Here is a 15,499-nt window from a genome sequence, read left to right on the forward strand (position 1 = left end):
CCCGGCCCTTTTTGTGGACGATCCTCTCGGGAACCGACGATGGTGCTGCCTGACGCTCCACCCTTGCGCATCGATATCCTGACTCCGGATGGCGGCGGGCTGATCGGCATGACCTCTTGCCCTGGCCGCATCGAACCACCGCCCGCGCCGCCTCGGGTGCTGGCGACTGACCTCGATCGTGTCGTCGCCACCGGCGCCGGCCTGCTGGTCAGCCTGATCGAAACCCATGAGTTCGAGCAGCTTGGCGTGGCCTCGCTCGGCGCGGATATCATCGCCCGCGGGCTAGCCTGGGAGCACCTGCCGATCCGTGATTTTGGCGTGCCGGACCTCGCGTTCGAGACGGCATGGGTACGGATGGGACCGGACATCCATGCCCGGCTCGATGCCGGCGGGGGCATCGTCATTCACTGCCGTGGCGGCCTTGGCCGGACGGGTACGATCGCGGCTCGCCTGCTGGTGGAACGCGGCATGGAGAGCGAGGCTGCGATTGCGCTGGTGCGGTCGGTGCGGCCGGGCACGATCGAGACGCCGGACCAGCTGCGCCATGTCGCCGGGATTACCAGCGGATCATGGACCGCACGCCGGTGACCACAGCATTGCGCCGTGCATCGCCGCTGGGGTGCCACACATAGGTCAGGACCGGCTGCATGGTCCAGCCGCTGGTCATCTGTGCCTGATAGGTCAGCTCGAGGTTGGCCTCATAGTCGCGCACCACGCCTGGAATGCCCGTCTGGGCGATCACATCGCGATCAAACGCGCGGGCGGCGTCGGAATAGCGCGCATAGATCAGGCTTGCGCCAAACTTGTCGTCGGGACGGCCCGGGATCAGGCCGGCAAACACGATGCCGCCATCGGCATAGAAGCCGATCGTGCTGCGGTCGGAAGGCGCGTAGGAGATGCGGCCGAACAGCGAGATGCCGCTATCGGCATCGCCGCCTGCGGGCCGGTAGATCTGCTGTTCCATGACCGCGTAGAGGCCCCAATTGCCGCGCCGGACGGCCGCCACACCCGAGCTCAGCGGATTGGCCAGCAACAGCCCGTCCGAGGCGTAGCGCTGATCGGCAAACCTGCCGAGATGTCCCCAGAAGCCGAGCTTGATCTGGCTTGCGAGACCGGTGTCTTCGCGCCCGCGATTGATGCGGTACTGCGTCTCGCCCATGATCAGCGGTCGGTCCGTGACGCGGAAATTCAGGCCGTAGCGGTTGCGCAACTGCTCGTCATTGGCTCCGGGCCCTGCGGGATCGCCGTTGAACAGGGCGAACAGCAGGGACCAATTCGGGTTCGGATCAACCTTGAGCCTGACGCCGGGCGTGGCCAGCGGATAGGCCGGGCCGCCACTTGGAAGATTCAAGGCCGCAATGGTCGCCCAGTCGCTTTGCAGAAACAGCGCACTGATGCCGGAGAAGAAGAACTCGGTATCCGCAGCCAATTGGCCGACACGGAAGCTCGCTTGCCCGCTCCAGAATTTCTGCTCGAACCACAATTCTGACAGGCGCGTCGTCGGCACAGCCTCGATGGCCGCGATCGTGTTGATGCCGCCGACATAGTCGCGCCGGATACGCCCGTTGTTATGGATGAAGAACGCGTTCGAATAGAAGCTGAGGCCCTGGATGCCCGCGAGCTTTTCGAGATCGATCGAGACCGAAGCCTCAAGCTTGCCCTGGTTGACCCAGCCGCGGCGCAATCCGCCGGATACATTGCCGAGCAGGTCGCCCGTGTAGAGCAGCGTGTAGGTGATGCCGCGCTCCGCGAGCCATTTCCTGTGCCCTCCGGCATCGCCATTGCCGGGCAGCAAGGTGGCGATCGAGGACAGCGGAACGCCGTCCGCATTCACCTCGGGCTGATCGGCGCGGGCCGTATTCGCGGACAGGCACGCCAAGATGGCGACGAGGGCCAGCGCCTGCATGGGTCGAGACCGGCGGGGCATGTCACCTTCCTTGATCAACAGACGCCAGGCGCGGGTCGCTCACCCAGCTGGCGGAATTATCATTGTCTTCGTCATGCTCTCATGACACCAAATTGCGAGCGCTGCAATCTGGAATGCAAATCATTCGCATTTGCATGTAACCCATTGCGCCTGACCAGCCGCCCACCGGGAGGCAATGTCAGCATTTCGCCAGCCATGTTCTGTTTCAAGAACAGTCTCCCCCGGAACCGGTCCGGGGCGTGGACCGTCAGTTTCGGACATCTCATGCTTCTGAGTGAACACATCCGGGCCAAGCGGTCGCGGCGCGCCGCCCGACGCCTGATGTCCCTTGTCCTGGCCACCATGGTCGGGCTGCCGCTCGTGTCCGAGCCGGCGCGCGCATCCGGATTCGGCCTGTCCTCGATCACCGGCTTTTTCTCGGGCTGGTTCGCCGGACCCACCGCGCCGCCGGCTGTCCCGGAGAGCCGCGTCACGCCGCGCGACGGCCGCTTCGTCGTCAGCGAGGCCGACTGGCAGACGTTTGAACGCAAGCCTGTGGCATCGGTGCGCTTCCGCGAGCTTGTCCAGACCGAAGGTCGGCTCGCCATCGACGAGAACAGCGCAACCTCGGTCATTTCGCCCTATTCGGGCCGCACGCTGCGCATCGCGGTTGTTCCCGGCGATGTCGTGACCAAGGGACAGCCGCTCCTGTTCCTGGAGGCCAACGACATGGTCCAGGCCCAGAACGATTTCGTCGCCGCGCTCTCAGCGCTCGACAAGTCGGTCGCCCAGATGCGGCTCGCCGAGATCAACGACCGGCGCCAGCGTGACCTGTTCGCGGGCCGTGCCACCACCCAGCGCGATGTCGACCAGGCCCGCGCCGATCTGGACGCGGCCCGTGCCGACAACCGCACGGCGACCACAGCGCTGGAGGCCGTGGAGAACCGCCTCCATCTGTTCGGCAAGACCGATGATGACATTGCGCGGTTCCGCGCCGGCCGGCGCATCGATCCGCAGGTGGCGCTGCTCTCGCCCATCGAGGGCGTGGTGGTGTCGCGCAAGGTTGGTCCGGGCCAGTTCCTCACCGGCGGCGCCGGCGAACCGATCTTCGTCATCGACGATCTCGAGACCCTGTGGCTCAACGCCTATGTCCGCGAGGACGAGGCGCCGCGCATTGCCCGCGGGGCGCCGCTGGAGTTCCGTGTCCTGGCTTTCGGCGACCGCGTGTTCACCGGCCGCATCGACTTCATCGCGCCGACCATCGATGCCGCCAACCGTCGTCTGCTGGTGCGCGCAACCGTCGACAATCCCGGCCTCGTGCTGAAGCAGCAGATGTTCGCCAATGTCGAGATCCAGGTCGGCGAGCCGATTGAATCCCCGTCTATCGCGCGCAACGCCATCATCTACGAAGGCGATGTCGCGCGTGTCTGGGTCGCCCATCCCGACCGGGCCGTCGAACTCCGGCGGGTCAAGGTCGGCCTGATCCGTGGCGACAAGGTGCAGATCCTCGAGGGATTGAAGGTCGGCGAGGAGGTCGTGGTGCGCGGCGCGCTGTTCGTCGACCAGATGACCGCCGCGTTCCGGCGCTGAGGCAAGACGGGCAGACATGAACGCCATCATCGAATTTGCCCTGCGCCAGCGCGTCCTGATGGTGCTCGCCTTCGGAGCGGTGTGCCTGATCGGTGCGCTTGCCTTCATGCGCCTCAATATCGAGGCCTATCCCGATCCCGTGCCGCCGATGGTCAACGTGATCACCCAGGGGCGTGGGCTCTCTGCCGAGGAGATCGAGCGCTACATCACGATCCCGATCGAGGGCGTCACCGCCGGCCTGCAGAACCTCCGGCTGATCCGCACGACGTCGGTTTTCGGCCTGTCGGACGTCAAGCTGCAGTTCACCTATGACGTGACCTATGAACTGGCGCTCCAGCGCGTGCTGAACCAGCTGTCGCTGCTGCCCGCCTTGCCGAACGGCGCCCAGCCGCAGATCTCGCCCATGTCGCCGATCGGCGAAATCTTCCGTTACCGCGTCGTCGGCCCGCCGGACTATTCCATCACCGACCTCAAGACGATCCAGACCTGGATCCTGCAGCGCCGGTTCCGCTCGATCCCGGGCGTGGTGGACGTGGTCGGCTGGGGCGGCAAGAACAAGACCTATGAGGTCTCGGTCGATTTCAACAAGCTGATTGCCTATGGCCTCACCCTGCCGCAGGTGATGACTGCGCTGCAGAACGCCAATCTCAACGTCGGCGGCAATACGGTGTCGATCGGCGTGCAGTCGGGCGTGGTGCGCGGTGTCGGCCTCATCTCGTCGATCGACGACCTCAACAACACCTTCGTCGCCACCATCGGCGACCAGCCGGTGCGCGTGCGTGACATCGCCTCCGTCAGCATCGGTAACCAGCCGCGGCTCGGCATTGCCGGCCAGAACGATGACGACGACGTGGTGCAGGGCATCGTGCTGATGCGGCGTGGCGAGCAGTCCATGCCGACAATCCTGCGCGTCCAGGCCGAGGTGCAGCGCATCAACGAGGGCGGCGTGCTGCCGCCGGGTGTCCGCATCGAGCGCATCTACGACCGCAAGGAATTGATCGACGTCACCACCGGTACGGTGCTCCACAGCGCCATGTTCGGCATCACGCTGATCTTCTTCGTGCAATGGTTGTTCCTGGGCAATTTCCGCTGCGCCGTCGTGGTGGCCGCGACCATTCCCTTCGCGCTCGCCTTCGCCGTCATCTTGATGGTGATGCGCGGCGAATCCGCCAATCTCCTGTCGGTCGGCGCGATCGACTTCGGCCTGATCGTCGATGCCTCCGTCATCATGACCGAGAACATCTTCCGATTGCTGGCGGAGCGAAGCCATCACAAGCAGGCCCATGATCTCCAGGAAGACGGCCGCACCGATCTGAAGCGCCGGCTTGAAACCATTCTCGGCGCCTCCAACCAGGTCGTTGTGGCGATCCTGTTCTCCTGCCTGATCATCGTGACGAGCTTCATCCCGCTCTTCACCATGCAGGGCGTGGAAGGCTACATCTTCGGCCCCATGGCCAAGACCTATGCCTATGCGCTGGCAGGCGGCCTGACGGCAGCCTTCTTCGTCACGCCGGCCTTCTCGGCCTTCCTGCTCAAGGGCAACCTGTCGGAGCGCGAGACGCCGATCGTCCGTGGCCTGCGCGCCGCCTATGAGCCGCTGCTGGAGAAGGCGGTCGGCCGTCGCGGCCTGACGTTGGTCTTCGCCGCGGCCCTGATGGTCGTCTCCGTCCTGGCCGGCCGCAGCCTCGGCCTCGAATTCCTGCCCAAGCTCGAAGAGGGCAATCTCTGGATCCGCGCCACCCTCCATCCCACCATCTCGCTGGAGGAGGGCAACACCTACGCCAACCGCATCCGGCGGATCGTGGCCTCGTTCCCGGAGGTCGATTCGGTGGTGTCCCAGCAGGGTCGCACCGATGACGGCACCGAGGTCGCGGGCTTCAACAATGTGGAGATGTTCACGCCGCTGAAGCCGCGCGAGAAGTGGCGGCCGGGCGTCGACAAGGCGAAGCTGGTCGAGGAGATCCTGGCGGCCTTGCAGAAGGAGTTTCCGGGCGTCGACTTCAACTTCTCGCAATATCTCGAGGACAACGTCTCGGAGGCAGCCTCCGGGGTGAAGGGTGAGAATGCCATCAAGCTGTTCGGCAACGACCTCGCTCAGGTTACCGATTACGCCGAACGCATCCGCAAGATCCTGGCGAGCGTCCGCGGCATCGACGATCTCGCCGTGTTCACCGTGCTCGGCCAGCCGACGGTCGCCATCACCATCGATCGCGAGGCGGCCGGTCGCTATGGCCTGTCGCCAGGCGACATCAACACGGCGATCCGCACGGCGGTCGGCGGCGATACGCCGGGCGACTTCTTCGAGCCCAACAGCGACCGCCGGTTCCCGATCATCGTGCGCCTCGCACCGGAATTCCGTCAGACCCCGGAGGCGATCCAGAACCTGCGCATCGGTGTCGCTGACAGCAATGGCACAGTCACCCAGATTCCGCTGAAACAGGTGGCGGCTGTCACGCTGGTCTCGGGCGCCTCCACCATCTATCGCGAACAGCAGCAGCGCTACATCCCCATCCGCTTCTCCGTGCGCGACCGCGATCTCGGCTCGACCATTGCCGAGGCACAGTCGCGGGTGGCCAAGGAGATCCGGCTTCCGCCGGGGATGCGCATCGAATGGGCCGGCGAGTTCGAGAACCTGCTCGCGGCCATTGCCCGCCTCCAGGTCGTCGTGCCGATGACGCTTCTGCTCATCGCCTTCCTGCTCTTCGCCAATTTCAACTCGATGACCGATACGCTTCTCGCCCTGTCGGTCATCCCACTCGCCATGGTGGGCGGCATCTTCGCGCTCTATCTGACCGGAACGCCCTTCGGCGTGTCGGGTGCCATCGGGTTCATCGCCTTGATCGGTGTGTCGGTGATGGAGGGCATCATCGTCATCACCTATTTCAACGGGCTGGTGCGGCAGGGCCGCGAGCGCGTCTCGGCGGCCATCGAATGCGGCAAGGTGCGCATGCGGCCGGTGATGATGACCTGTGTCGCGGCCTGCGTCGGCCTGACGCCGGCTGCGCTCTCCACCGGCATCGGCAGCCAGGTGCAGAAGCCGCTGGCCTTCGTGGTGGCGGGTGGTGTTCTGGTCGCCCCGTTCCTGATCCTGGTGATCCTGCCGGCGCTGATCGTCATGTTCTCGCGGCGCGAGGCGGCTGGTCCCGACGAGGAAGATGCGCTGAGCTGAGGCGGCGGCGGGTCAGCTCGTGTCGACAGCGCATCCTTCACCTCTCCCCCACGGGGAGAGGTCGATCCGAGCGCAGCGAAGGATCGGGAGAGGGGGATGAACCTCACCGTTCTGGCTGGAGATGAGGCCCTATCCGGAAAGAGCTCGCCCCCTCTCCCGGACGCTGACGCGTCCGACCTCTCCCCGTGGGGGCGAGGTGAAGGATGCGCCCGGGGCGGTCTCTCGCGCATAAGCTGGTGCCCTCATGCCTCTTCGTCCGCACAGCAAGCGGGGTAGGGACGGGCTTGTCGGTCTTGAAAAGAAAGCGCCTTACCGGCTGCTCGGCGGCCGCGCAGGACCCGTCGGATTGCGCAGCTCACCCCACGCATCGCCGCGCACACCCCAGTCCGATTGCGGCGGGGCAGACGCAACCGGCGGCTGGCTCACACCAAGCCTCGGCAGCTCCAGCCGTCCTGTGGCGGCCAGAACGGTGTAGGAGGCGATCAAGCGGTCGCTCTGCGCCTGCAACAGGCGCGCGCGGGCGCTCACCGTATCCTGCTGGGCGTTGAGGAGTTCGGTCAGTGTGCGCAGCCCCGCCTCATATTGCTTGCGCACGCCATCGACCGTGACTTCCGCCGCGCGAACCTCGGCGGTGGCAGCGCGGATCGTGAAGGTGGCATTGTCGAGCGCCGCATGGCCGGCATAGGCCGCCGAGCGCGACTGCGCGCGGGCCCCGTCCAGCATGGCCTGCGCCTGACCCAGCAGTTCCCGGCTCTGGCGCACCTGTGATTCCGGAGCTCCGCCCGAATAGAGCGGCACAGTGAGGCGCCCGATCACCTGCACGCTGTCGGTGCGACGCGTGGACGAATCGACATCGAGGTCGCGCGCGATCTGGCTCTGCACGCTCACCTGCGGCAGCATCTGGCCCTGGGCGACACGGATCGCCGATTCCGCGGCCCGCACCGTCGAAATGGCGGCGAGGACTGCTGGATTGCTCTCGCCCGCCACCTGACGCGAGGCCTCGCGGCTGCCCGGCAAGAGCTGGTCGACAGCGGGTACGACTGTCAGGCGCGCGGCGGGCGGGGCACCGACCAACCGCAGGAACCGGTCGCGGGCAACCGCGAGGTCGGTCTGCGTGGCGCTGAGGTCTGACAGGCCTCGGCTGAGGCGGGCTTCTGCCTGCGACACGTCGGTTGGCGTCGCGACGCCGGAGGCGAGCCGTGTGCGCGTGGTGTTGAGGGTTTCGGTCAGGAAGCCAACATTGCGTTGCTGAACTTCCACGAGGGCCTGGCCCGTGAAGACGGCCAGATAGGTGGTCGCGACGTCGAGCATCACCGATTGCTCGATTGCCCGCATCTGCTCGCGCTGGGTGCCGACCTGCTGCTGGGCCTGCAATGTGGCGTTCTGGGTGCGCCATCCGTCGAACAGCGTCTGGGTGGCGGTCAGTGCGACACCGCGCTGATAGAGCGTCGAGCCGCCAGTCGTGTTCGGCGGCCCGCCAAGGATCGAGCGGGTTGCCAGCACGCCGGCATAGGTCGTGGCGCTGACCTGCGGCAACAGGCCGGCCCGCGCCTGCGGGATCTGTTCCTGGGTGGCGCGCACCTGCGAGCGCTGCGCCCGGATGTCGGGATTGAACTGAAAGGCCTGGCGAAGGGCCGCTGCGAGCGTTGCAACGCCATCATGCGCGGGGCGCTGCACGGCGGGACGCCGGGACTGCCGACCCTCTGCCTGCGCCGCCCCCTGGCCTCCCATCAGCATGAGAGCGACCAGCGCTGCAGCTGTGAAAATCCCGGTTGGCAGGCGCATGGCTATGGTCAGACGGACAATCGGGCACGCCGCGGGCAACAGCATGCGATTACCGTTCCGGCTCTCCGTCCTGTCTGTGCCTGTGAACACCATGCCGGCCGCCGTCGCGCCCCATGCCCGAAGATCAACCTCAAGGCGTCGGGCCGACCCTTCCAATCGCTCATCCTGCCGCGTGGATGCCGGTACACGTCCGGCGCCCATCGAATTCGCGGCTATCTATGGATGGTCCACAATGACATCACCCTGACAGGCTGCGAATGGCCCGATGGCGCCGTCCGGCCGCCAGCCGGACGGTCAAGCGTACTGGACCATCCGGCCGGCCCGGAAATCGGTGTGAAAGGCCAGTCTCAGCTGTACTTGGCGTTGCGCTCGAGCAGTTCGATCGAGATGCCCTGCGGTCCGCGAATGAAACAGATGCGGACGCCCGGCCGGATGGTCTTCGGTTCCATGGTGAACACGGCGCCCTTGGCCTTGAGTTCGGCGGCGACGGCATCGATATCGGTGACCGTCAATCCGAAATGGTCGAGGCCCTGGTACGGCGTCACCGGCGGGGCGCCGACGCCATCACCGTCCTTGGTCGGCGCAATGAAGACGTCGGCGCCGCCGAGCTTCAGGTCGATCCGGCCGGGCCCCTGGACGATCTCGGCGCCCAGCATCTCTTTGAACCATTGGGCGGTCGCCTCCGGATCGGGGCTGCGCAGATGGATGTGGTCCCAGGTGACTTTGGCCATGAGGCTGTCCTTGTGGTGGTCGCTTGCAAAGGCGTCTGGCCATCGCCCGGCGCAGGGCTTGGCTGTCAGGTCGGACTCTATGGAGAAAACGCACGCCATGCTCCAGTCGGTTTGACGACGGAGGGGCATGCCGATTTGGGCGAGGGGGGTGGTACAGCCGGCTGGTTTCGAACCAGCTACCTCCAGAGCCACAATCTGGCGCTCTACCAAGTGAGCTACGGCTGCCTATTCCCGCGCAGTCGACCCGCAGGCCTGTCGCGCGGCGCGGAACCTAATGCGAAGGCTTTCGCATTGCAAGGCGCCGGACGTGACTGCCGTCACAGCTTTTCGCTTATCCGGCGGAGTTGCATGCGGGATGGTCAAGAAAAAGCCCGGGCCTGGACCCGGGCTTTCAAGTTTCGACCGCAGCTGCAAGCGCGGCCCTGGGAGGAAACTGGCGCTACAGGCCGGCGCCATCCGGCGGTTCGGCGCGCGAACGCGCCGGGCAAAACGTCACTTGGCGACCTTGAGAACCTGTCCGACCTTCTCCTTCACCGGCTCGACGGTGTCGGTGGCGGTCTTCTGGGCGATCGTCGAAAGCTCCTTGGCCTGGGCCTGGAGCGCCTCGAACTGCTTGCGCACGAAGGCGGACTGCAGCTCCAGCACCTCGGCCAGCGTCTTCACGCCCATCAGGTCGCGGGCATGGTCGAACGAGGCGTTGAGGTTGGAACGGGCATTCTCGATGGCCTTCAGGTTGAAGTCCTTCATGCCGGTCGAAGCGGTGGCATAGGTATCCTCGATGAGATCGGTCGCCTCTTCGGCGGCGGTCTTCATCTTGGCGTAGCCTTCCTTCATCTGAACGACGACCTTCTCGGCGCCCTCGCGCAGAGCGGCAGGAACCTCGATCTTCGACAGGTCGAAACCGGCGGCGTCGAACTTCGGCATCTCGAACTTCGGCATTTCGAACTTCGACAGATCGAAGGTCGGGAAAGCGAACACCTGGGCGGCGGCTTCCGGCTTTTCGGCTTTCGGGGTCTTGATGGCTTGGGTCATGTTCGTCTCCGTTGGGGAGTTATTTGAGAACATTGTCCCGGCGCGAGCCTCCCCATTTTCAATTGAAACGGGCGCCGGAAACCCAACGGGTGCGGCGCTTTCCGCGCCCGTCGATGTTGCGTGCACCATAGTGGAATCCATTGTGCAGCGCAACATATACTGCGGCGCACAAGGGAAAAATCCGACAAACGGCCGCAATGCAGCAAAACCTGCTGCTTTCCGAAGGGGAAGGGTTTCGATCTCGGCGGACTTGCCGGATTCAGGGGCTTTTTGGGGGCGTTTTGCCGGATGCCTTGGCTGTGAAGGTCGAGCCCAGCTCCTTGGCCTGGACGCGCATCGCCTCCATCTGACTCTGCAGGAATTCCGCCTGGATCTGCATGACCTCGACCATGTCAGTGGCGCGCACCAGTTTCTGGGCGAAGGCAAAGCTCGCGGCGACGTTGGTCTCGGCAATCGCAATGGCCTTGCGACCGACATCGTGAGCGCCGGTCTGCAGGACTTCCGCCGAACTCTCCATCGCGTCCACCGTGCGATGGGCCGCGCCGACGAAGCCGTCAAACGCCTTCCGCGCCTGCTCGACGCTCTTGTCGGCGAATTCCCGCATCTCCTGCGGGATCTCGTAGGACCCAGGCCTGGTTTCCACCATCAACCCCTCCAGCGTCGGGAGCGGCCGACTCGGCAACTCCATCCGGAATCATTAACATTCCTGTGCCCAAGCGGAAGCCGGGTCGATCGGCTCATCCACCGCCATCGTCCGCAAGTGCAGGTCTCATGCGGGTTACGGCGGATCGAGCGAACCGGATCGTCGTTCGAAACTGACCCCTCGAGGTTAACCCTAACCAAGGGTTGACGATGCGTGAGCCCCCCTCGGGCGTGGACGGAGCCCGTCTGTTCCGACACAATCGGTGAAGAATTCATTCATCATTGGCTATGGCGCGTGTGGCGTGCCGGTCAGGGGATTTGGCGCATGGCATCCCTCGTCTTCGATCTCGCGACTGTCCTGGCCGAGCCGGAGGTTGCACGGCTGATCGCCAAGCCCGGCCCCTGGTGGCTCTGGTCGGCGGACGCGACGCGCCTGATCGCCGCCAATACGTCCGGCGCCAAGGCGATGGGCGCAACCGGTGCCTCCATCGCCATGGAGCGCAGCTACCAGACGACCCACGCCTTTGCGGGCCAGATCGCCCGCCTGTCCGCCAACCTTCCGGCGGATGGCACGCCGCGGCTCGAGCGTATCCGGCTCTATGGCCGTTTCGGCTCGGAAAGCGCGCTCGCACAGGCCCGACGGCTCAAGGCCGGTGATATCGGGCTGGTCTCGGTGACGCTGGCTGGCCCCGAACGGGGTGCTGCCCGGCCGGCCGCCATCGCGTTCGTGTCGGAAATCGGGGCGGCCCTCGCCCTGTTCGATCGCAACGGCCTGCCGCTGGCCGCCAGCGCCTCGGCCGGCGCGCTCGCCAATGTCCGGCTCGACGGCCTTGTCGGCAGCGTCGCTGCGGATATTCACCACGCGCTCGATGCCGACGGCGTCGCGCATGTCGATCTTGTCACCGGCCCCCTGAAACTGATCGTGCTGGCCGAGGCCGATGCGATCCTCGCGGTTCTGCCCACCCTGACGAAAGCGGAACCCGAAACCGGCCTCCGGCTGGTGACGCCGCCTGTTGCCGCTGAACCCGTGGTCTCGTCGGAGACCACTGACGCCGCCCCGGCTGCCGATATACCGGGTCCCGCCTCGCTCGACGCAGAGGCCGAAACGCCGGCCGCGATCAGCGAGGACGTCGCGCCCATCATCGCGGCTCCTCCTGAGCCGATCCAGCCCGAGGCGGCAGGTTCTGGCGCCTTTGCCGACAGCGGCTGGACTGAGATCGCGGCAACGGACGACACCCCGGTTGCCGATGTTGAATCCGAGACCGTCGCCGATCTCGCCGAGAGCGTGGTTGCGCCTGAGCCGGTTCCGTCGGCCGCAGCCGAGCCAGACGCCGAACCCACCCGCGATCCGATCGCCGAGGCGGATGCGCTCCTCACCGCGCCGCAGCGCTTCTCCTGGCGGCTTGACGCCGATCGCCGTTTCCACGGTGTCGATCAGGCGGATCTGGGTGCTGTTGCCGGCCTGACCTTCACCGAAGCGGCCGATCGCTTCGGCATGGACCCGCAAGGCACCTTTGCCACCGCCCTGGATGCCGCACGCCCGTTCAGTGGCGTGCCGGCCGTCTGGCCGCTTGGCGCCACCCGCCGCCTGGCGGTGACGCTCGCCGCTTTCCCGAGCCAGCGTGACGGCGTCGTGCAGGGCTTCGCCGGCTTCGGCCTGGTGGGCGACGAGGTCGCCAAGCCTGTGGCGGCTCCCGCCGTCCCGGCCGAGACGGTTGAGGCAGCCGAGGCCCCGACCGAGGCTGTTCCTGCCCATCCGGTTGAGCCCGTTCTCGTTGAAGCCGAAGCGCTCGCTGCCGATGGCGACACCACCTTTGACGGCGAGGCGAAGGCCGATCCGGCGACTGCTGAGCCCGCCGCCGCAGAACCTGAACCCGTCGAGGCCGAAGCGCTCGCTGCCGATGGCGATCTGACGGTGGATGGCGATGTGAAGGTCGAGCCCGCCCTGGCCACCCCTGAGCCCGGTGCCACGACCGATGTGACCGAGGCGCCGGCTCTCGAAGCCGACGGCGACGATCTGACCGGCGGCGAGGCCAAGGCGCCTGTCGATGCAGCGACGCCGGATGACATGGCCGAAACCCCGGTCCTGACTGTTGACGCCGAGCCCGCCGCAACCGGCGACGCGAAGAGCGATCCCACCGAAGCCGAAGCGGTCCCGACCGCTCCGGACGCAGCAGCCGTGCCGCCCGCGTCGACGACGGACCCGCGCGCACCGCATTTGACCGTGCACACCAATCCGCCCAATGTCGTCGCGCTGAGGACCAGCGCCGGGATCGACCCCAAGCGCAGCACCGGCCTGTCGCCGCTGGAGCGCAACGCCTTCCGCGAGATCGCCAAGGTGCTGGGCGCGCGTCCGGACCAGGACGAGGCCCCGGCCGCCACCCTGCCGCCGCCGGCCCAGCAGGGTCAGGTGGCGCCGCTGGTCTCGGCGCCGGTTGAGCCCTTCATCGCGGATACCGACGAGGCCGCCGCCACGGCGGAAGCGTCCGAGGCCATCGAGGCCTTGGCGTCGGCGCCGGTTCCTGCCGTCGAGGCGGTGGAAGACGAGAACGCATCTCCCCAGGCCTCGGCTGACGAGCCCGCCTTTGTCGGCGATCTCACGCAGAAGCTTGCCGTCCCTGCCGATCCTGCAGAGCTCGCCGATGCCGGGGCGAGCGCCCCGGTCGAGCTCGTGTCAGGCCCCGACCTTGTGGCGACCGAAACTGCCGATGGCGGGGGCCTCAAGGCCGAGCCCGCCGATGATGAATCCAAGGCCACAGCGGCAAAGGCCGTAGCGGAGCAGCCCGAGGCCGCCCCGGTGAACGCGCCCGCAGAAGTCGACGCGACGGACGAAGAGCCGGTGGCTGTTGCATCCGAAGGCGAGGCACTGGCTGACGAGGCGCCTCTCGCCACACCAGCGGCGGACCATCATCCAGCCGAAGAGACCCCGGCGCCCGACGCCACGCTGCCGGAAGTTCCTTCCGCGCCCGTCGAGCAGCAGGCTTTCGTTGCCTCGGGAACGCCGTTCGGCCCCTTGCCGAGCGCCTTTGGCGCCGCACCCTCCATCGTGCCTGCCACAACTGCGGCCGCGGAGCCCGCGGCCATCGCGCCGGCTCCGACTGCCGAAGCCGACACCCGCGCCCTGCTCGATCGCCTGCCGCTGGGACTGGTCGTCCACCGTGGCAATGCTGTCCTGTTCGCCAATCGGGCCGTGCTCGACTGGACCGGCTTTGCCGACGCTGCTGCGCTTGAAAGCGCCGGTGGCGTTGCTCGCCTGTTTGCCGGTGGCCCGGCCGGGGATAATGAAGGCTCGTCGCCGGCCATCACCCGCGCCGACGGCACCTCGCTGCCGGTGGAAGCGCGTCTGTCCAAGTTCCCCTGGGCCGGCGAACCGGCCTTCCTGTTCACGCTCCGCCGCGTCGAGGCCGAAGAGGTCGCCGAGCGCGACGCCGAGTCGACGACGCTCAGCGAATTGCGCGGCCGCCTCGACGAGGTCGAGCAGATCCTCGACACCGCGACCGACGGCATCGTGATCGTGGCGCCGGATGGTGCCATCGAGAGCATGAACCGCTCGGCGGAAGCCCTCTTCGGCTATGAATCCGCCGAGGTGAAGGGGCGCTCCATCACGGCGCTGTTCGCGCCCGAGAGCCACCGCTCCGCCATCGATTACTGCGACGGCCTGATGGCGAATGGCGTTGCCAGCGTGCTGAACGACGGCCGCCAGATCATCGGGCGCGTCAAGCAGGGCGGCCTTATCCCGCTCTACATGACCATGGGCCGCACCGGCTCGGAGACCCGGCCGAAGCTTGCCGCCGTGTTCCGCGATCTCACCCAGTGGAAGAAGGCTGAGGAAGATCTGGTTGCCGCCCGGCGCCAGGCCGAGCAGGCCTCGTCGCAGAAGTCCGACTTCCTCGCCAAGATCAGCCACGAGATCCGCACACCGCTCAACGCCATCATCGGCTTCTCGGAAGTGATGATGGAGGAGCGCTTCGGGCCGATCGGCAACGAGCGCTACCGCGATTATCTCAAGGACATCCATTCCTCGGGTGGCCACGTCCTGTCGCTGATCAATGACCTGCTCGACCTCTCCAAGATCGAGGCCGGCAAGCTCGACCTGTCGTTCACCTCGGTCGATCTCAACGACATCGTCCAGTCGACGGTCGCCATCATGCAGCCGCAGGCCAACCGCGAGCGGGTGATCATCCGCTCCTCGCTGCAGGGCCGCCTGCCGAACATCGTCGCCGATGCCCGCTCGCTCCGCCAGATCGTGCTGAACCTGCTGTCCAACTCGGTGAAGTTCACCCCGGCCGGCGGGCAGATCATCATCTCCACCGCTCTCTCCGCCACCGGCGAGGCCGTACTGCGGGTGCGCGATACCGGCATCGGCATGACCGAGATCGAGCTGAAGGCGGCCATGGAGCCGTTCCGCCAGGTCGCGACCACCAGCGCCCGCGATGCCAAGGGAACGGGTCTCGGTCTGCCGCTGACCAAGGCCCTGGTCGAAGCCAACCGCGCCTCGTTCGGCATCTCGTCGGCGCCCAATCACGGCACCCTGGTCGAGGTGATCTTCCCGCCGACCCGCGTGCTGGCGGAATAGGGTTCATTCGCCAAACGCGCCGAACCTTGAATCGGCGCGCCGCCCATGCGAGGAAGCCCGCTTTCCGC

The 15,499-nt window shown here is 66.5% G+C and carries 9 protein-coding genes and 1 tRNA gene; 4 read left to right on the top strand and 6 right to left on the bottom strand.

Annotated elements, in window-relative coordinates; genetic code table 11:
* Positions 1-39: 39 nt before the first annotated feature.
* Positions 40-588: a cyclin-dependent kinase inhibitor 3 family protein gene (locus E8L99_RS06875; RefSeq protein ID WP_137098847.1), complete on the top strand. Its 549-nt coding sequence runs from the start codon at positions 40-42 to the stop codon at positions 586-588.
* On the opposite strand, the gene E8L99_RS06880 is transcribed toward E8L99_RS06875, so the two are convergent.
* On the bottom strand, positions 557-1,927 hold the full coding sequence (locus E8L99_RS06880; protein ID WP_137098848.1) for a carbohydrate porin: 1,371 nt from the start codon (positions 1,925-1,927) through the stop codon (positions 557-559). The genes E8L99_RS06875 and E8L99_RS06880 overlap by 32 nt on opposite strands.
* Before the next feature lie 321 nt (positions 1,928-2,248).
* Here E8L99_RS06880 and E8L99_RS23730 point away from each other — a divergent pair, with 321 nt between their 5' ends.
* Positions 2,249-3,496: an efflux RND transporter periplasmic adaptor subunit gene (locus E8L99_RS23730; protein ID WP_168201594.1), complete on the top strand. Its 1,248-nt coding sequence runs from the start codon at positions 2,249-2,251 to the stop codon at positions 3,494-3,496.
* A 16-nt stretch (positions 3,497-3,512) separates the two neighbouring features.
* Entirely contained in the window at positions 3,513-6,665 is a 3,153-nt protein-coding gene (locus E8L99_RS06890; RefSeq protein ID WP_137098850.1) for an efflux RND transporter permease subunit, read from the top strand.
* Positions 6,666-6,974: 309 nt separating this feature from the next.
* On the opposite strand, the gene E8L99_RS06895 is transcribed toward E8L99_RS06890, so the two are convergent.
* The 5 genes from E8L99_RS06895 to E8L99_RS06915 form a co-directional block, all read right to left on the bottom strand.
* Positions 6,975-8,450, bottom strand: coding sequence for a TolC family outer membrane protein (locus E8L99_RS06895; RefSeq protein WP_168201595.1), 1,476 nt, complete (start codon positions 8,448-8,450; stop codon positions 6,975-6,977).
* A 347-nt stretch (positions 8,451-8,797) separates the two neighbouring features.
* Positions 8,798-9,181, bottom strand: coding sequence for a VOC family protein (locus tag E8L99_RS06900; RefSeq protein ID WP_137098852.1), 384 nt, complete (start codon positions 9,179-9,181; stop codon positions 8,798-8,800).
* 149 nt (positions 9,182-9,330) lie between these two features.
* Positions 9,331-9,406: transfer RNA gene (locus E8L99_RS06905), tRNA-His, on the bottom strand.
* A 267-nt stretch (positions 9,407-9,673) separates the two neighbouring features.
* A complete protein-coding gene (locus tag E8L99_RS06910; RefSeq protein WP_137098853.1) occupies positions 9,674-10,213 on the bottom strand; it encodes a phasin in 540 nt (179 codons plus the stop codon).
* Positions 10,214-10,472: 259 nt separating this feature from the next.
* A complete protein-coding gene (locus E8L99_RS06915) occupies positions 10,473-10,859 on the bottom strand; it encodes a phasin (RefSeq protein WP_137098854.1) in 387 nt (128 codons plus the stop codon).
* A 321-nt stretch (positions 10,860-11,180) separates the two neighbouring features.
* Between E8L99_RS06915 and E8L99_RS23965 the strand changes: the two genes are divergently transcribed.
* Complete coding sequence (locus E8L99_RS23965; protein WP_252511283.1) at positions 11,181-15,431, top strand: PAS domain-containing sensor histidine kinase; 4,251 nt, start codon at positions 11,181-11,183, stop codon at positions 15,429-15,431.
* Positions 15,432-15,499 lie beyond the last annotated feature (68 nt).

The sequence above is a fragment of the Phreatobacter aquaticus genome (assembly GCF_005160265.1).
Taxonomy (GTDB): domain Bacteria; phylum Pseudomonadota; class Alphaproteobacteria; order Rhizobiales; family Phreatobacteraceae; genus Phreatobacter; species Phreatobacter aquaticus.